The organism is Pseudarthrobacter sp. fls2-241-R2A-127 (assembly GCF_030209355.1).
Lineage (GTDB): Bacteria > Actinomycetota > Actinomycetes > Actinomycetales > Micrococcaceae > Arthrobacter.
In genome coordinates this window covers 30,675-47,519 of record NZ_JARVSF010000019.1, presented here as the reverse complement: position 1 = coordinate 47,519, position 16,845 = coordinate 30,675, and the positions used below count along the sequence as shown (strand labels likewise).

The window sequence follows — 16,845 nt, the reverse complement described above, 5'->3', positions numbered from 1 at the left end:
CGGGACAGGGCCCGGCGGGAGGCTTAGAAGCCGCCCATGCCGCCCATGCCACCCATGTCGTCTCCACCGGCAGGAGCAGAAGCCTTCTCGGGCTTGTCTGCCACCACGGCTTCGGTGGTGAGGAACAGGCCGGCGATGGAGGCGGCGTTCTGCAGGGCAGAGCGGGTCACCTTGACGGGGTCGTTCACGCCGGCTGCCAGCAGGTCGACATACTCGCCGGTGGCTGCGTTCAGGCCGTGGCCTGCGGGCAGGCCGCGGACCTTGTCGACAACCACGCCGGGCTCAAGGCCGGCGTTGAAGGCGATCTGCTTCAGCGGGGCGTCGATGGCAACGCGGACGATGTTGGCGCCCGTTGCTTCGTCGCCGGACAGCTGCAGGTTGGCAAATGCCTTGGCACCGGCCTGGATCAGGGCTACACCGCCACCGGCGACGATGCCTTCTTCAACCGCGGCCTTGGCGTTGCGGACTGCGTCCTCGATGCGGTGCTTGCGTTCCTTGAGCTCAACTTCGGTGGCGGCACCGGCCTTGATGACTGCAACGCCGCCGGCCAGCTTGGCCAGGCGTTCCTGCAGCTTCTCGCGGTCGTAGTCGGAGTCCGAGTTCTCGATCTCGGCGCGGATCTGGGATACGCGGCCGGCGATCTGGTCGGCGTCGCCGGCACCTTCGACGATGGTGGTCTCGTCCTTGGTGACAACAACCTTGCGGGCCTGGCCCAGCAGTTCGAGGCCTGCGGTCTCGAGCTTGAGGCCGACTTCCTCGGAGATGACCTGGCCGCCGGTGAGGACGGCGATGTCTGCCAGCTGCGCCTTGCGGCGGTCACCGAAGCCCGGGGCCTTGACGGCAACGGACTTGAAGGTGCCACGGATCTTGTTGACGATCAGGGTGGCCAGGGCCTCGCCCTCGATGTCTTCGGCGATGATCAGCAGCGGCTTGTTGGACTGCATGACCTTTTCGAGGACAGCAACCAGTTCCTTGACGTTGGAGATCTTGGAGTTGACGATCAGGATGTACGGGTCTTCAAGGACCGTTTCCTGGCGCTCGGCGTCGGTAACGAAGTAGGCGGAAATGTAGCCCTTGTCGAAGCGCATGCCTTCGGTGAGCTCAAGCTCCAGGCCGAAGGTGTTGGACTCCTCGACCGTGATGACGCCTTCCTTGCCGACCTTGTCCAGGGCTTCGGCGATGAGGGCACCAATTTCGTCGTCACCGGCGGAGATGGAGGCGGTGGCCGCGATCTCTTCCTTGGTTTCGATTTCCTTGGCGGAGTTCAGCAGCTCGGCGGTGACGGCCTCAACGGCCTTCTCGATGCCGCGCTTGAGGGACAGCGGGTCGGCGCCGGCGGCAACGTTGCGCAGGCCTTCCTTGACCAGCGCCTGGGCCAGCACGGTTGCCGTGGTGGTGCCGTCGCCGGCGACGTCGTCCGTCTTCTTGGCAACTTCCTTGACCAGCTCAGCGCCGATCTTCTCGTAGGGATCGTCCAGCTCGATCTCCTTGGCGATGGAAACACCATCGTTGGTGATCGTGGGGGCGCCCCACTTCTTTTCGAGGACGACGTTGCGTCCACGCGGGCCGAGGGTGACCTTAACGGCGTCGGCGAGGGTGTTCAGGCCACGCTCAAGGCCGCGGCGTGCCTCTTCATCAAATGCAATGATCTTGGCCATAACGGCAGTAGTCCTTTCGGGACAGTCGTTAAGAATGAACCTTCGCTGCAGTGCCCGCGACGGACGATCCTTCGACAGCGGCCTCTGTATGCCTCCGGCTGGGGATCTCACTGAAGTGAGGTGTTTCTTTCGCTCCTCGACCGGTGCCGTGCGCGGCCGGCCGGAACCAGGCGTTGCTTAGCAGTCGGTGCGTCAGAGTGCTAACTCAATAATTAGCACTCCCCCGGTGAGAGTGCAAGCGAAAAGACGCCAAACGGGCAGCTGGCGGCGGCGGCTTCGCCGAGGGCGATCAGCCCGGGTGTCCGGCTGTCTCCCGCCCCGTGGGAGTGGGGTTGTTGTCCGGTCCGTAGGTGAACACGGATAAGGATGCCGTGGTGATGTCCCCGTTGGCGTCAAAGGCAATGGGGCCCGACTCGCCGTCGTAATTGATGTCGGGGCCGGCAGCCAGGCCGCCCAGGCAGGCTTTGTAGGTCAGGCACGGCGCAGTGGCCGCTCCTGCGCCCGGTGCCGCCGTCCCTCCCGATACCGCAATGAGGTTGGCTGCGATCGAGCGGCCGGCGTCGTCCTGCGCGCGGGCCGCTGCCAGCGCAGCCAGGGTCACGGCGTCGTAGGTTTCGGCAGCGTAGGACACGTCGTTCAGGGACGGGTCCACCGTCAGGAGTTTTGCCTGGAAAGCCGCGGAGGGCAGCTGCCCCGGAACCACGGCGCGGGCACCCTCCAGCACCTTGGCACCGAGCCCGGACCCGTAGCGGGCGAAGGCGCCGTCGCTCATGATGATGCGTGAACCGCTGAGGCCGGCATTATGGAGCTCGGCCAGCGCCCCTTGGGCGCCCTCACGGGCTACCAGGACGACGGCGTCCGGCTTTGCTTTGGCGATGGAGCCCGCAGCTGCGGCAGCGTCCCCCGTTTTGAAACCGGCGCCGGGAAGGACGGAAAGTCCGGACTGTTTCGCCGCTTCCGTGACGGCGGCCTGCAGGTCCTTGCCGTAGGAACCTTCCTGGTACAGCACGCTGATGCTGGCTGCACCGGTGTCCTTGGCGAGTTTGGCCAGCACCGGCCCTTGGGCGACGTCGGACGCCGCGGTGCGGAAGTAGTAGCCGCCGCTCGCCAGTCCGGTCAAGCCCGCGGCGGTGTTGGCCGGTGAGATCAGGGGCGTCCGTGCGCGCGAAAGAATGTCGACGGCCGCCGCCGCGTGGCTGGAATCGGTGGGTCCGATGACCACGTCTGCTTTGGCAGCCAGCAGGGCATGCGCCTGCCCGGCGGTGTCCTGTTCCGGATGTGCGGGCAGCAGTTCAACGGGACGGCCTTTGTGGCCCCCTGCCGCGTTGATGTCCTGGACGGCCAGCTTGGCTGCGGCGAGCTGGGGCGCATTCAGGAAAGCATTGTTGCCGGTGTTGTCCAGGACCAGGCCCACCCGGAGGACGCCGTCGCCGGACGCCTCGGCGGATTCCACCCGGGCGTTTCCGCCCGTCTCGGAGCATGCTGTGGTGCCGAGTACGGCTGCCAGGGAAACGGCCAGGACCGTGCGGGCTGCGGGACGGTGCATCGGCTTCACTCGGCGGGCCGGACGTTTTCCGCCTGCGGTCCCTTTTCGCCTTCCCCGATCTCCAGCTGCACCCGTTGCCCTTCTTCGAGGGCCCGGTAGCCCTCGCCCCGGATCGCAGACCAGTGGACAAAGATGTCATCGCTGGAGCCGTCAACGGTGATGAAGCCGTAGCCCTTTTCAGCGTTGAACCACTTGACGGTTCCCAGTGCCATGGTGACCAACTCTTTTCCGTTGCGGCCGGATGGGCCGGTGCTGTTGCGTGCAGCCCGGCGGGCCGTGGCCTGGAATCACTCTAGCCACGGCTGCCACGGGTCGCAGGCGGCGGCAGGCCCGGAGCCGGGAACGTTATGCAGGCGTAACTGAGGCCGTCCGGCTACCGGTATCCGGGGCCAAGGACCACCACGAGCGGCGCCTGGAACTCGGTGCTGCTGACGACGGCGGGGATGTTCAGCAGGGCCGAGAGCTCCTGGGCGCCGGCCAGCTGCTGGGGACCGGCGTAGTAGATCACGGAGGATTTTTGCGGCGCACCGGACCAGTTGCCCACCTGTCCTAGCCGCCAGCCATCAGCCTGGACGGTTCCGCCAATGCGGCTGGCCAACCCGGCGGTACCGGCCGCGTTGTAGATGGCCACTGGCTGCGTCCGGTCCACGACCGCCTGCCGGGTGGCCGACGGCGTCGGCTCCGGGCTGCTGCTGCGGGACGGTTCGGCGGTGGCCGAAGGTTCCGAAGCGGCCGGTGGCGTGGTTGCCTGGGTAGCTGACGCGGTGGATCCGGTGCCGGCCAAAGCCGTGGATTCCACGCTGGCGGACGCCTCGGTTGCCGTGGCGTTGAAGCCAAGCTTGGGGAGGATCAGGAAGGACACCAGCCCGATGGCCAGCGCCGCCACGCCCACTGCGAGGATGGGCCACAGCCGTACCCGGGACGGGGCTGAGGCCGTCCGGTGGACACCTTGTCGCGACGCGGCCTCGGGGACCTTGTCGAATTCATCGCGGGCGTATTTGGTCATGGTGGAACGACATCCTTGTAGATTGCTGCCAGGGTCCCGGCCTGGGGCGTATTAAGCGTCGGATCCCAGGCGGCGGGCGGTGCGTGCACGGTGGCGCGACGTACGTAGTCTACGCAATCTCTTGACCAGCATGGGATCGTGGGCCAAGGCGTCCTCCCGGTCGATCAATGCGTTGAGGAGCTGGTAATAGTGGGTTGCGGAGAGGTCGAACAGCTCCCGTATGGCCTGTTCCTTGGCCCCGGCGTACTTCCACCACTGCCGTTCGAGCGCCAGCATCTGCTGTTCGCGCTCGGTGAGGGAGGAATCACGGAGCGCGAAATCCGCCAGCAGGGACTTCCGTGGATCCTGCTCAGGCAGGTGTTCCCGGGCCGGTTCCGCCACGGCACACTCCTTCGCTGGTTACGCTACATGTCTTACCCCCATGCTACCGGGCGAATAACAGGGGTGTCATTCGCCCGGCGGTCGACACGCTTCCCGGCCGCCAGGGGCCGCCTGCAAGAATGGGACGATGTTTGAATCGGATGCGCTGTTCGACCTTCAGCAGGACCCGGTGGACACCACACGCTTCAGCGACCTGGCCCGGCTCGCCCTGGCAGAGCTCATGGCGCCGGACTGGGCGGCGGCACTGCGGGACGTGGAGGGCAAACTGCGGTCAGTGCTGGCGTTCCTTGCCGACGAAGAAGCGGCCGGGCACCAGATCCTGCCGCCGCCGTCGAACGTCCTGCGCGCGTTCCGCCAGCCGCTCGCCGGCGTGAAAGTCCTCATCGTGGGGCAGGACCCCTACCCCACGCCGGGACACGCCGTCGGGCTTTCCTTTTCCGTGGACGCGCGGACGCGTCCGCTCCCCCGCAGCCTGGTGAACATCTACCGGGAACTCGAATCCGACCTGGGCATTCCGCCGCGCGTCCACGGCGACCTGTCAGCCTGGGCGGACCAGGGTGTCCTGCTCCTGAACCGGGTACTCACCGTCAGGGCCGGGGCAGCGGGTTCGCACCGGGGCAAAGGTTGGGAGGAGATTACGACGGCGGCCGTCACGGCAGTGGCCGGACGTCGCGCCGCGGACGGGTCCAGGACGCCCCTGGTGGCCGTGTTGTGGGGCAAGGAGGCGGAGGGCGTCAAGCCCCTGCTGGCCGGCGTCCCGGCCGTCGCCAGCGCCCACCCCAGCCCGCTGTCCGCCTCGCGCGGCTTCTTCGGTTCCCGGCCGTTCAGCCGAGTTAACGAGCTGCTGCGGGAACAGGGTGCGCCGGACGTAACCTGGGAGCTCCCGCCGGTGCCCTAGCTTAGGCTTGCCTGATGAGCACTGTGCCCGCAGCCACCAGCGCGACGAAAAACAACCGCCCCCAGGTCAACCTGACGGTACTGCGCAAGGAGCAGTTGTCCCCGCACATGGTGCGAATCATCGCAGGTGGGGACGGCTTCGAGGACTTCGTCAACAACGCCTTCGTGGACCGTTACGTGAAGATCGTTTTCCCGCAACCCGGAGTGGACTACCCGTCGCCCTTGGATCTTTGGACGGTCCGGGAAACCATGCCCCGCGAGCAGTGGCCGTTCACCCGCACGTACACGCTTCGCCGGGTGGATCCCGTGGCCAGGGAACTCGCCATCGACTTTGTGGTTCACGGCGACGAAGGCCTTGCCGGTCCGTGGGCGGCGAACGCCCAGCCCGGCGACGCGCTCACCTTCACCGGTCCCGGCGGTGCGTACAACCCCAATCCCGAGGCTGACTGGTATCTGTTCGCCGGCGACGAGGCCGCTTTGCCGGCCATTGCCGCGTCGATCGAGGTGCTTCCTGCCGGTGCGGTGGGACTGGCTTTCCTGGAAGTCGGGTCCGAGGCCGACATCCAGCCCCTGAACGCTCCGGCCGGGCTCGAAGTCCGCTGGCTGGTCCGCGGCGACGCCCCCGCAGGCTCCAGCACCTTGCTGGTGGAGGCCGTGGCCGGCGCGGAGTGGCCCGCAGGCACCGTGGACGTCTTTGCGCACGGTGAACGGGGCTACATGAAGTCCCTGCGGGAGGTCTTCTTTAAACAGCGTGGCCTGGAACGCCGGCAGGTGTCATTGTCCGGGTACTGGGCCCAAGGCCGCGTGGAGGACGTGTTCCAGGCCGAGAAGAAGCTGCCGGTGGGCCAAATCTAGCGCCGCCGGGCGCGGCGCCGCTCGTTGCTGGCCAGGCTGCGGGTCAGCGGCCGGGCCAGGACGTCGCCCAGGACGATTCCGCCGGCTGTTCCCAGCACAATGGCGCCGGCGCTCAACATACCGCCTGCCCCGTTCAGGATTTCCGATTCCTCCACCGTGAGCACATACATGGACCGGAAGATGGTGAGCCCGGGCAGCAGGATCAGCGCCGCAGGCACCGCCACCACAAGCTGCGGCGCGCCCATCCGCAATGCCACCACGCGTGCCAGGAGGCCGATGACGACGGCCGCCAGCGCCGGCGCGAAACGGTCTCCGATGCCCAGCACGCCGCCGCCCAGGAGCACCAGGTAACCCGCCACGCCCACCCCTGCAGTGGGCAGCAGGAGCTGCCAGGTGGTCTGCTCGGTGATGCCGATCGCCATCACCGCGGCGGCCACGAACAGGATGAGGACCCACAGATCGTAGGCGGGCGGGAAGGTCTGGGTGACGTCGATCCGCTGCAACCCGGTCAGCTCTCCCACCACGAAGGCCACGGCAATGCCGGCCACGATCGCGCCGAAGGTCAGGAGGGTGGACAGGAACCGCCCCGCGGCAGTGACCGGGAAGCCGTTGATGGCGTCCTGCACGGAGGAGACCAGCCGGCCGGTGGGCAGCAGGAGCAGGATGCCGCCCACCACCACGATCGCCGGTGACGTGGTGAGCCCGAACTGCCAGAGCAACAAGGCAAGGATGGTAACGACGAACGAGCAGCTGGCCGTGGTGAAGAAGTCCGGGACCCGCCAGCGCCCCAGTTGCCGGGCCAGGAGGCTGATCCCGATGTTGGCCACGAACGCGATCGCCGAGGACACGACACCGCCGCCCAGGACCCCCACGAACACGGCGGCGAAGACACCGAAGGCAGCGGTGACCATCCAGCGCGGATACGGCTTGGGGCTGGTGATGGCCTCGTTGAGCCGGCGGATGGCCTCCTCACGGCCCACGCCGCCTGCCACGATGTCCGTGACCAGCCGGTGGACCTTGGCCAGGCCCGCGTAGTTGTTGGTCCACGAGCGCACCACGCGCAGCAGGGCAATGGGAGTCTGGTCCTTGGGTGCGTAGTTGATGCCCACGGACTGGTTGGTGATGTCCACCTCGATGTTCTTCAGGCCCAGGGCGGCAGTCACGGCGATGATGCTGGTTTCCACCTCCAGGGCGCCGGCCCCGTAGCGGAACATGGTTTCTGCCAGGTGGAGCGCGAAGTCCAAGGTCTTCCGGGCCGACGTGTCCACGCCGCCCACCTGGATGGTGGGGTTGGCATAGGGGCTGCCGGCCAGGCGGTCCACGATGCTCAACGGCGCGGTGGGCGGGTTCTCGCCCTGCACCAGGCGGCGCAGCATCCTCCTGGCGGCTGCATCCTGCCGCAACTGGGCAGGAGTCAGCGGCTCGGTCTTGGGCAGGCCGTCAGTCTTCGGCCTGGACCCTGGCCGTTCGGGCCGGTCAGTCATGCCCGGTTCCTCCCTGTGCGCGGTGTGTGGACGTTCAGGCTGCGCGCTTCAGCGGCAGCTTGCCAAGCAGGGTGCGGGCCGCGGCGGCGGCTGATCTGGCCAGCCGGTTGGCGTGGAAGACGGCAGGCCTTACGGGCATGGTGAAGTCGCCCACCAGCTGGACCACTTCACCGCCGAATCCCTTCTTGAATTCGTAGCCGCCGTGTCCCTCCTCATCCTGGCCGGAGATGCCGAACGTGCCGTAGAAGTTGTACCGCGGGTATTCCTTCTCCAGGGCGTGCAGCATCATGCCCCAGTACAGTGAGGTTGCGCCGTTGAAGTAGATGTAGTCCTGGACGGTGCCGCCGATGACGCACACCACCTCATCGCCGTAGCAGACGAAGTGGATGGCTGCCACGGTGGCAGTCCCCACGGAATCCGGGAACCTCTCAATGTCCTTGAGGCTCCGCTCGTAGCTGTCCACGAGGTCCTGGACCACTTTGAGCCGGTTGGCCTTTTTCTTGCTGCCGGTTTCTTCTACTTCACGCCGGAGCTCTGCGGCGGTGGCCGACTCCGCAGCCAGGCGTTCGGTGATGGATTTCCGGTATGCCGGGATGTCGATCTTGGCCATCATGAGCTTGGTGAATTCCGCCGAGGTGCTCCGGAGCAGGTGCTCGTAATAGGCCCGCTCACGGTAGGTGAATCCCTTTTCGTCCCCGGCCCGGCTCAACGCACCGTAGAAGTCGTCGAGGGTTTCCAACGTGGCCTGTTCCAGGAAGACGCCGTTCTTTTCGGCTTTGCGGATGGCCTTCCGGGTCCGGTAGCTGGTTCCCATGATGAGTTCTTCGGCGTCCTGGATTCCCACGAGGCTCTTGATGAACATCCAGTTCACGTTGACGAAGTTCATGTCCAGGCCCTGGTGCCGGAACCCGAGCCGTTCCAGGTCAGCCACAAGCGGCCGGTTGTCTTCGACGTCCGGGTGTTCGGCGCCGTCGGCGTCCCGGGCGATGTACCTGATATTCGGCGAGATCCGCAGTTCAGCGGCTTTGCGGCCGGCGGCGTGCTTGCGGAGAAGTTCGACGACGCCGCTCACCAGGTTGCGGTCCTGGTAGTCCATGAGGGGGCCCTTGGCGCATTCGCAGATGGTGTAGCCAAGCCTGGTGGTGGAGTAGTTGAGTTTTCCGGCGGCGACGAGTTCGCCGCTGCGCCGGACTCCGAAGAGTTCCACCTGCTGGCCCCGGGCGCGCTGGAAGCGGGCAAAGTCGATGGACTGCAGGAAGCTGTTTTGCGGGTGCTTTACGGCGAAGGCCTCAAATTCGGCGTCGCTGAGGATGGTGTATTCAAGTCCGGTAGCGGCGGAAACAGGATTCAAGGGGTGACCTTCTTTTCGACTCTTCGCGGCCTGGTGGGCACGCGCTGGGCGGACGGTATTCGGGGCGGGCTGCACGGGGCGTATGCTCCGGCCGGAGGATGCGATGGGCTGCATCCCACGGGACTGCCGGTCAGTAGAACTGCTGGCCCGTCCGGGCGGTTTCTATCCTGCGGAGCACCTTTTCGCCGCCGCTGGTCCACAGCTTGTGGCGCAGCGGGGACAGGACGTAGTCGTGGCAGCCCACAAAGTCGGTGACCGTCTTGGTGAAGCTGGTCTTGAACATGCCCATCCCGAAGAGGTTGTGGGTCTTGTCCTTGATCCGGGCTGCCGGCGGGGTGCCGCAGAAGTCGTATTCCGTGCAGCCAAGTTCCTGCATGCGGCGGATGGCTTCCCACTGGACCAGGTGGGAGTCCCCGTACTGCTTGCGGTTTTGGGTGGAGCCGCCGTCCTTGTAGGTTGCCTTGGCACCGTAGTTGATCACGAAGGCTCCGACGCTGGGTTTTCCATCCTCGTAGACGAAGAAGAAGCTGCCCTGGCCGCGGTTGCAGAATTCGTCCCAGAACCGGGCGTAGTAGTCGTAGCTGCGCAGGGGCATTGACCCTTTGGCGCTGACGGTGTCGGCCATCAGGTCGTAGAGGGCACGGTAGGTCTCCGGGCCCTGTTCCTGCCGTACCACCTGGCAGCCCTCGCGTTCGGCGCGCCGGATGGCGTTGCGGGCGCGGGAAGAGATCGCCTTGAACACTTCTTCGCTGCTGCCGGAGATATCCAGCAGCGCCGTGGAGTCGTTGGACTGGATGTTGGGGGCTTTGAAAAGGCCCGCAGCCTGGATGTCCTTCTGCGCTTCAGCGGTGTCGATGATGTCCGGTTCCACCTTGATGGTGAAGACGTTCAGTTTCCGGCTGCGGACAAAGGCCGCACAGGCTTCGAGGGCAGCCTTCAGGTCCGCGGCGGCGGCAACATCGGGACCCTTGATGAGGTACCAGAGCCGCCCCAAAACCGGAAAGGACTTTTCGAGGACCAGGTTGTAGCTGGAGTTTCCCGGGGCTTCCAGGACAAGGAAGCGGACTTTCCAGCCGGTTCCGTTCTTGACCGATGCGTAGGCGGCGGACTGCAGCATGTTGCCGCCGTTGGGGTTGGCCGTGACGTGCTTGTCCCAGTTCTCAATTTCCTCGGCTGTGGCAAAACGTGCGGTGAATTCTCGCAAGGGGGCCGTGTCCAATCGGGTTTGTGCGCGGTTTCGGTGGGTCTGGATGCGTGCGGACATGCAGCATCAAGTCTAAAGCCTCAGCCGCTGGAGCCTTTCTCCCGGCGACGCCTGGCATGGCGCCGGCCCTCCACTGGGCCGGCGCCTTGACGGGGCTGCCCGGGGTCGGCGAGGGTTGGAGGATGAGGCCGGACCGGGAACAGAGCACCACTTCCTCGGAGCGTGGCCGGCCCTATGGCGCCGGGGTCCAAACCGCCGGGCTGGCCGTGTTCCTTGCGGCGTCCTTGCTGGTGGCGGCACTCGGCGGCCTGGCCTCGGCCAGCAACGTCAATGGTTGGTATGCAACGGCGGACAAGGCTCCATGGTCCCCGCCCAACGGCGTGTTCGGCCCGGTCTGGGGAATCCTTTACGCGGCGATGGCTGTTGCCGGCTGGCTGGTGTGGCGCAAGCGGACGGAACGGACCCGGACCGCCCTCACCGCCTACGGGATCCAGTTGGTCCTCAACCTTGCCTGGACCCCCGCGTTCTTTGCCCTCTACCCTGCCCTTGGAACTGCTGCACTCTGGCTCGGGGTGGCCATCATCCTGGGCCTGATCGCCGCTGTTGCGGTCACGGTCCTCTATTTTGGTCCCATCAGCCGAACCGCAGGGTTACTGCTTCTGCCGTACATCTCCTGGCTGGTGTTTGCCGCGTCCTTGAACTGTTGGGCCGCCGTCCACAACTAGGGAGTTCGCGCCGGGTTCCGGGAATACGCGCGGGCGGTCAGCATTCGACGACGTTGACGGCGAGGCCGCCCATGGCGGTTTCTTTGTATTTGTGGGACATGTCTTTGCCGGTTTCGCGCATGGTGATGATGACTTCGTCGAGGGAAACGCGGTGGGTGCCGTCGCCCCAGAGCGCCATTTTGGCGGCGTTGATGGCTTTCGCGGCGGCGATCGCGTTCCGTTCGATGCAGGGGACCTGGACCAGGCCGCCGATCGGGTCGCAGGTCAAGCCCAGGTTGTGTTCCATCGCGATTTCCGCGGCGTTCTCCACCTGCGCCGGGGACCCGCCCATGACTTCTGCCAGGCCCGCGGCGGCCATCGAGGACGCGGACCCCACCTCGCCCTGGCAGCCGACCTCGGCCCCGGAGATCGAGGCCTGTTCCTTATACAGCACCCCGACGGCGGCCGCGGCGAGCAGGAACCGCACCACCACACCGTCCCGGTCCTCCTGCGTGGCGGTGTCCATGCCCGGGGCGAAATGCAGGGCGTAAAACAACACCGCGGGAATGATCCCGGCCGCCCCGTTGGTCGGGGCGGTGACCACCCGGCCGCCGGAGGCGTTCTCCTCGTTGACCGCCAACGCCACCAGGTTCACCCATTCCTGCCAATACCTGGGATCGAACGGGCCCGCGTCCCACGCCGCGTCCGCGTCCGTGTCCTGCCCGTCGGCGCATTCCTTCTTCAACCGCTCAAACCAGTCCGGGGCGCGGCGGCGGACCTTCAACCCGCCCGGCAACACCCCGTCCCGCTTCAACGAGGCCGCCACGCAGGCTTCCATCACGGACCAGATATGCAGCAACCCGGACCGGATCTCCTCCACAGTCCGCGAGGCTTTCTCGTTGACCAGCATCACATCAGCGATCCCCAGGCCGGTCACCGCGCAATGCTCCAACAACTCCGCCGCGGTCCGGAACGGCAGCGGCAACTCCCCCTTCGAGGCCTCCAGCTCCTGCCGGGCCGCGTCTTCCTCACCCTCCCGGACGATGAACCCGCCACCAACCGAGAAAAACGTCGCCGCATGCACCACCGAACCGGCATCATCGGTGACGGTGAACGTCATCCCGTTCGTGTGCCGCGGCAACACCGTCAACGGACGCAACACCATATCGCCCACCCCGTACGGCAACGCCACACCCCCGGCCAGGTTCACCACCCCGGTCTCCGCGATCGAGGCCAGCCGCTCCTCCACCTCCGCCGGCAGGATCAACTCCGGATGAAACCCCTCCAACCCCAACAAGATCGCGGTCATCGTCCCATGCCCATGCCCCGTCGCAGCCAACGACCCATACAAATCCACCCGCAACGACGCGACCTCAGCGAGCTTCCCGGAGACTTTGATCTCCTCAGCAAACACAGCAGCAGCCCGCATCGGCCCCACAGTATGAGAAGACGACGGCCCAATCCCAATAGAAAACAGATCAAAAACGCCAACAGCCACGGTGTGTTCCTAACGAGACGGAGAAGAAGAGAAAGGGGGCCCCTGTGGGACCGGTATCCGGAAGCGTGCGTCTAAGGGAGCGTCACGTCCGCCCAGCGGGCGTCTACGCGACCGAGCACGCGGAGGATGCCGGCCCCACCGGGCCAAAGGTGACCACGGGGGTTTCGACAGGCCCAACCACGGCGAGGCGCCTTACTTTTGGCGCTTGTAGAACGGCAGGTCGACGACTTCGAACGGTTCTGCCTTGCCGCGGAGGTCCACGTCCAGAGCGGTGCCGGGCGCCGAGTGTTCGACATCCACGTAGGCCATGGCGATCGGGTATCCGAGGGTGGGTGAGGGCTGGCCGGAGGTGACTTCGCCAACGGCGGCGCCGTCTTTAAGCACCGGATAGTGGGCGCGGCCGGCGCGGCGGCCGTGGCCTTTGAGTCCCACGAGACGGCGGCCGGACGTGCTGCCGGCACCGGCTTCCTTCTTGGCGGCCAGGGCGGCTTTGCCAACGAAGTCACCTTCTTTGGAAAGGGCGACGACGGGGCCCAGGCCAGCGGCGAACGGGTCGCCCTGCAGCGACAGTTCGTTCCCGTACAGCGGCATTCCGGCTTCCAGGCGGAGCGAGTCGCGGGAGGCGAGGCCGGCGGGGGTCAGTTCCCCGTCGTCGGCGATGGCGATCAGTGCCTGCCAGAGGCCGGCGGCATCGCCGTTGTCCACGAAGATCTCAAATCCGTCTTCGCCGGTGTAGCCGGTGCGTGCGACCAGGAGTTCCTTGCCCGCGCCGCCTACCAGGACCGGAACCTCGACGGCTGCGTAGTACTTCAACTCCGCCACCAGGGAGTGCTGCGCCGCAGGCACCAGGCGAAGCAGGAGCTCCTGCGCCTTGGGACCTTGGACCGCGATCAGCGAGGTCCGGGCAGAGGCGTCCTCCACTTCCACGTCGAACCCTGCAGCCCGTTCCTGGAGGGCTGCGGCCACTACGTCGGCGTTGCCCGCGTTCGGCACCACAAGGAAGACGTCGTTGCCGTCCTCCGCGGCGGGGCGGCGGTAAGTGATGAGGTCGTCGATGATGCCGCCGTCTTCATTGCAGATCAGCGAGTACTTGGCTTTGCCCACGGCCATGGCGGAGATCTTCCCCACCAGCGCGTAGTCCAGGAAAGCGGCCGCACCCGGGCCGGTCACCCAGACCTCACCCATGTGGGAGAGGTCGAACAGGCCGGCAGAGTTGCGCACGGCGTGGTGCTCGGCGAGCTCGGAGGCGTATTTCAGCGGCATTTGCCAGCCGCCAAAGTCGGTGAAGGAGCGCCCAGCTTTTTGTGCTCGTCGTACAGCGCGGTGTATTTCTCGGTCACGGTGCTGGTCCTTAGTTCTCGAACTCGGACAGCGGCGGGCAGGAGCAAATGAGGTTCCGGTCGCCGGCTGCGCCGTCGATGCGTCCAACGGGCGGGAAGTACTTGTCCTGCTTGTGGTGGGCCGGGAACGCGGCCTGCTCCCGCGGGTAGGCGCGGTCCCAGTCGGAGGACACGACGGCGGCCGCGGTGTGGGGTGCGTGGCGCAGCGGTGAGTCGGCAACGGCAAAGTCCCCGTTGGCCACTTGGTCGATTTCCTTGCGGATGGCGATCATTGCCTCGATGAAGCGGTCGATCTCGGCCAGGTCCTCGGACTCAGTGGGCTCCACCATCAAGGTTCCCGCCACCGGGAAGGACAAGGTGGGGGCGTGGAAGCCGAAGTCAATGAGGCGCTTGGCCACGTCCTCGGCGGTCACGCCGGTGCGGGCGGTCAGTTCGCGCAGGTCCAGGATGCACTCGTGCGCCACGAGTCCGCCTTCCCCGGTGTAAAGAACCGGGTAGAACTCGTTCAGCCGGGAAGCGACATAGTTGGCGGCCAGGAGCGCGGATTTGGTGGCCTCGGTCAGGCCCTCGCCGCCCATCAGCTTCACGTACGCCCAGGAGATCGGCAGCACGCCGGCGGAACCGAAACGGGAGGCCGAGATCGCGACCCCGTGTCCGGCTTCGTGTGCGGCCTTGTTCGCGTCACCCGGCATGAAGGGTGCCAGGTGCGCCTTGGCAGCCACCGGTCCGACGCCGGGACCGCCGCCGCCGTGCGGGATGCAGAAGGTTTTGTGCAGGTTCAGGTGCGAGACGTCGCCGCCGAACTTACCCGGCTGGGCCAACCCCACCAGCGCGTTCAGGTTGGCGCCGTCGATGTAGACCTGGCCGCCTGCGGCGTGGATGGCGTCGCAGACCTCGCGGACGTCCCCGTCGAAGACGCCGTGGGTGGAGGGGTAGGTGATCATGATGCAGGACAGGACGTCCTTGTTCGCCTCGATCTTGGCGGTCAGGTCATCGTGGTCGATGGTGCCGTCGGACGCCGTGGCCACGACGACCACCTTCATGCCTGCCAGGACAGCGGAGGCGGCGTTGGTGCCGTGCGCCGAAGCGGGAATCAGGCACACGTTGCGCTGCTGGTCCCCGCGGGAGTGGTGGTAGCCCCGGATCGCCAGCAGCCCGGCCAGTTCACCCTGGGAGCCGGCGTTGGGCTGGATGGACACCTGGTCGTACCCGGTGATGGTGGTCAGGTCCGCCTCGAGGTCGGTGATCAGTTCGCGCCAGCCTTCGGTCTGCGAGTCCGGGGCGAACGGGTGGATGGAGGCGAATTCCGGCCAGGAGATGGCCTCCATCTCCGCCGTGGCGTTCAGCTTCATGGTGCAGGAACCCAGCGGGATCATGGTGCGGTCCAGCGCCAGGTCCCGGTCGGACAGCTTCCGGATGTAGCGCAGGAGCTGAGTTTCGGACCGGTGCGTGTTGAACACCGGGTGCTGCAGGTAGTCAGTAGAACGCTCGACGGCGGCCTCCAGCGCAAAGCCTTCACCCTCACCTCCGGTGGCGCCAAAGATGCCGGCAACCTGGGCGACGATGGCCGCCGTCGTGGTTTCATCCAGGGAGATGCCCACGGTGTCAGCGTCAACGCTGCGCAGGTTGATCCCGCGCTCCTCCGCGTCGGAAACAATTGCGGCGGCGCGTCCCGGGACGCGGATGGTGATGGTGTCGAAGAAGCTCTTGTGCACCACCTCGACGCCGGCAGCTTCCAGCGCGGCGGCCAGGGTGCGGGCGTGCCCGTGGGCGGTTCCGGCGATGGCCCTCAGTCCGTCCGGGCCGTGGTAGACGGCGTACATGGAGGCGACGATGGCCAGCAGCGCTTGGGCGGTGCAGATGTTGGACGTGGCCTTCTCGCGGCGGATGTGCTGCTCACGGGTCTGCAAAGCCAGACGGTAGGCGGGAACACCGGCGTCGTCCTTGGACACGCCCACCAGGCGGCCGGGCAGCGACCGCTCCAGGCCCTTGCGGACCGCCATGTAGGCGGCGTGCGGGCCGCCGAAGAACAACGGCACACCGAAACGCTGGGCTGAACCGACGGCGATGTCCGCGCCCTGCTCACCCGGAGGGGTGATGAGCGTCAGGGCCAGCAGGTCCGCGGCAACGGTCACCAGCGCCCCGCGCTCCTTCGCAGCCGAAATAACGCCGGCCTGGTCCCAGACCCGGCCGGAAGCGCCCGGCTGCTGCAGCACGATGCCGTTGATATCACCCTCCGGCAGGCCGTTGGACAGGTCTGCGACCTCCACCTCAAAGCCCAGCGCCTCGGCGCGGCCCTGCACAATGGCGATGGTCTGCGGGAGCACGTCGATGTCCAGGACGGTCTTGCCGTCCACCGCGGGTTTGGTCTTGTTGGAGCGGCGCATGAGCAGGACCGCTTCGGCCACGGCGGTGGCTTCGTCCAGCAGCGAGGCGTTGGCGATGGGCAGGCCCACCAGGTCCTGGACCATGGTCTGGAAGTTCAACAGGGGCTCAAGCCGGCCCTGGGAAATCTCCGGCTGGTAGGGGGTGTACGCGGTGTACCAGGCCGGCGATTCCAGGATGTTGCGGCGGATCACCGGTGGGGTCACGGTGTCGTAGTAGCCCTGGCCAATCAGCTGCACAGCGGTCTTGTTCTTCGCGGCAAGCTTGCGCAACTCTGTAAGGACTTCAACCTCGCTGAGGGCGTCCTGCAGGCGAAGGGCGGTCTCCTGCCGGATGACGTTGGGAACAGCGGTGTCCACGAGGGAGTCGACCGTGTCGTAGCCTACGGCTTTGAGCATGGTGTCGACGTCGGCCTGGCGGCGCGCGCCGATATGGCGGTCTACGAAGGTGGTGGAGGCTGGGCTAACCGACACGAAGGAACTCCATTTACTCAGGCGGCGCAGGGTACGCCACAGCTATTCGGGTTCCTCCCCGCT

General features: G+C 66.5%; 13 protein-coding genes and 1 pseudogene. 3 read left to right on the top strand and 11 right to left on the bottom strand.

Annotated features, from left to right (window positions below; all coding sequences use genetic code 11):
- Nucleotides 1–23: 23 nt before the first annotated feature.
- From groL to QRN53_RS13840, 5 genes are all read right to left on the bottom strand, one after another.
- Entirely contained in the window at nt 24–1,658 is a 1,635-nt protein-coding gene (groL, locus tag QRN53_RS13860; RefSeq protein ID WP_255174503.1) for a chaperonin GroEL, read from the bottom strand.
- A gap of 289 nt (nt 1,659–1,947) precedes the next feature.
- Complete coding sequence (locus tag QRN53_RS13855; RefSeq protein ID WP_285244415.1) at nt 1,948–3,204, bottom strand: ABC transporter substrate-binding protein; 1,257 nt, start codon at nt 3,202–3,204, stop codon at nt 1,948–1,950.
- A gap of 5 nt (nt 3,205–3,209) precedes the next feature.
- Nucleotides 3,210–3,416, bottom strand: a complete 207-nt coding sequence (locus QRN53_RS13850) for a cold-shock protein (protein WP_285244414.1) — start codon at nt 3,414–3,416, stop codon at nt 3,210–3,212.
- Between the two features lie 161 nt (nt 3,417–3,577).
- On the bottom strand, nt 3,578–4,210 hold the full coding sequence (locus QRN53_RS13845; RefSeq protein WP_285244413.1) for a LytR C-terminal domain-containing protein: 633 nt from the start codon (nt 4,208–4,210) through the stop codon (nt 3,578–3,580).
- Between the two features lie 51 nt (nt 4,211–4,261).
- Complete coding sequence (locus tag QRN53_RS13840; protein WP_285244412.1) at nt 4,262–4,591, bottom strand: DUF3263 domain-containing protein; 330 nt, start codon at nt 4,589–4,591, stop codon at nt 4,262–4,264.
- A gap of 127 nt (nt 4,592–4,718) precedes the next feature.
- On the opposite strand from QRN53_RS13840, the gene QRN53_RS13835 reads away from it, so the two are divergent.
- Both QRN53_RS13835 and QRN53_RS13830 read left to right on the top strand, forming a co-directional pair.
- Complete coding sequence (locus QRN53_RS13835) at nt 4,719–5,489, top strand: uracil-DNA glycosylase (RefSeq protein ID WP_285244411.1); 771 nt, start codon at nt 4,719–4,721, stop codon at nt 5,487–5,489.
- 14 nt (nt 5,490–5,503) lie between these two features.
- Nucleotides 5,504–6,343 carry a siderophore-interacting protein gene (locus QRN53_RS13830; protein ID WP_285244410.1) on the top strand — a complete coding sequence of 280 codons (840 nt, stop codon included), beginning with the start codon at nt 5,504–5,506 and terminating at the stop codon, nt 6,341–6,343.
- Here the strand turns inward: QRN53_RS13830 and QRN53_RS13825 are convergent.
- The 3 genes from QRN53_RS13825 to QRN53_RS13815 all read right to left on the bottom strand — a co-directional run bounded on the left by QRN53_RS13825 (nt 6,340) and on the right by QRN53_RS13815 (nt 10,442).
- Nucleotides 6,340–7,827: a threonine/serine exporter family protein gene (locus tag QRN53_RS13825; protein WP_285244409.1), complete on the bottom strand. Its 1,488-nt coding sequence runs from the start codon at nt 7,825–7,827 to the stop codon at nt 6,340–6,342. The two genes, QRN53_RS13830 and QRN53_RS13825, sit on opposite strands and share 4 nt — an antisense overlap.
- Before the next feature lie 34 nt (nt 7,828–7,861).
- Nucleotides 7,862–9,178: a peptidoglycan bridge formation glycyltransferase FemA/FemB family protein gene (locus QRN53_RS13820; protein WP_285244408.1), complete on the bottom strand. Its 1,317-nt coding sequence runs from the start codon at nt 9,176–9,178 to the stop codon at nt 7,862–7,864.
- Nucleotides 9,179–9,308: 130 nt separating this feature from the next.
- Nucleotides 9,309–10,442, bottom strand: coding sequence for a lipid II:glycine glycyltransferase FemX (locus tag QRN53_RS13815; protein WP_285244407.1), 1,134 nt, complete (start codon nt 10,440–10,442; stop codon nt 9,309–9,311).
- Nucleotides 10,443–10,564: 122 nt separating this feature from the next.
- Here QRN53_RS13815 and QRN53_RS13810 point away from each other — a divergent pair, with 122 nt between their 5' ends.
- Nucleotides 10,565–11,107 (top strand): TspO/MBR family protein, encoded by a 543-nt coding sequence (locus tag QRN53_RS13810; protein ID WP_285244406.1) that lies wholly within the window; start codon nt 10,565–10,567, stop codon nt 11,105–11,107.
- Between the two features lie 37 nt (nt 11,108–11,144).
- On the opposite strand, the gene QRN53_RS13805 is transcribed toward QRN53_RS13810, so the two are convergent.
- The 3 genes and pseudogenes from QRN53_RS13805 to gcvP form a co-directional block, all read right to left on the bottom strand.
- Nucleotides 11,145–12,584, bottom strand: coding sequence for an L-serine ammonia-lyase (locus tag QRN53_RS13805; protein ID WP_285244405.1), 1,440 nt, complete (start codon nt 12,582–12,584; stop codon nt 11,145–11,147).
- Between the two features lie 192 nt (nt 12,585–12,776).
- Nucleotides 12,777–13,924: pseudogene (gene gcvT, locus QRN53_RS13800) on the bottom strand (glycine cleavage system aminomethyltransferase GcvT).
- An 11-nt stretch (nt 13,925–13,935) separates the two neighbouring features.
- Nucleotides 13,936–16,782, bottom strand: a complete 2,847-nt coding sequence (gene gcvP / locus QRN53_RS13795; protein WP_285244404.1) for an aminomethyl-transferring glycine dehydrogenase — start codon at nt 16,780–16,782, stop codon at nt 13,936–13,938.
- Between the last annotated feature and the right edge of the window lie 63 nt (nt 16,783–16,845).

Coding starts and splice junctions, on each gene's coding strand:
- QRN53_RS13850 (WP_285244414.1), bottom strand. CDS start 3,416: ATGGCACTGGGAACCGTCAAGTGGTTCAACGCTGAAAAGGGCTACGGC.
- QRN53_RS13810 (WP_285244406.1), top strand. CDS start 10,565: ATGAGGCCGGACCGGGAACAGAGCACCACTTCCTCGGAGCGTGGCCGG.
- QRN53_RS13835 (WP_285244411.1), top strand. CDS start 4,719: ATGTTTGAATCGGATGCGCTGTTCGACCTTCAGCAGGACCCGGTGGAC.
- QRN53_RS13830 (WP_285244410.1), top strand. CDS start 5,504: ATGAGCACTGTGCCCGCAGCCACCAGCGCGACGAAAAACAACCGCCCC.
- QRN53_RS13825 (WP_285244409.1), bottom strand. CDS start 7,827: ATGACTGACCGGCCCGAACGGCCAGGGTCCAGGCCGAAGACTGACGGC.
- QRN53_RS13815 (WP_285244407.1), bottom strand. CDS start 10,442: ATGTCCGCACGCATCCAGACCCACCGAAACCGCGCACAAACCCGATTG.
- QRN53_RS13845 (WP_285244413.1), bottom strand. CDS start 4,210: ATGACCAAATACGCCCGCGATGAATTCGACAAGGTCCCCGAGGCCGCG.
- groL (WP_255174503.1), bottom strand. CDS start 1,658: ATGGCCAAGATCATTGCATTTGATGAAGAGGCACGCCGCGGCCTTGAG.
- QRN53_RS13855 (WP_285244415.1), bottom strand. CDS start 3,204: ATGCACCGTCCCGCAGCCCGCACGGTCCTGGCCGTTTCCCTGGCAGCC.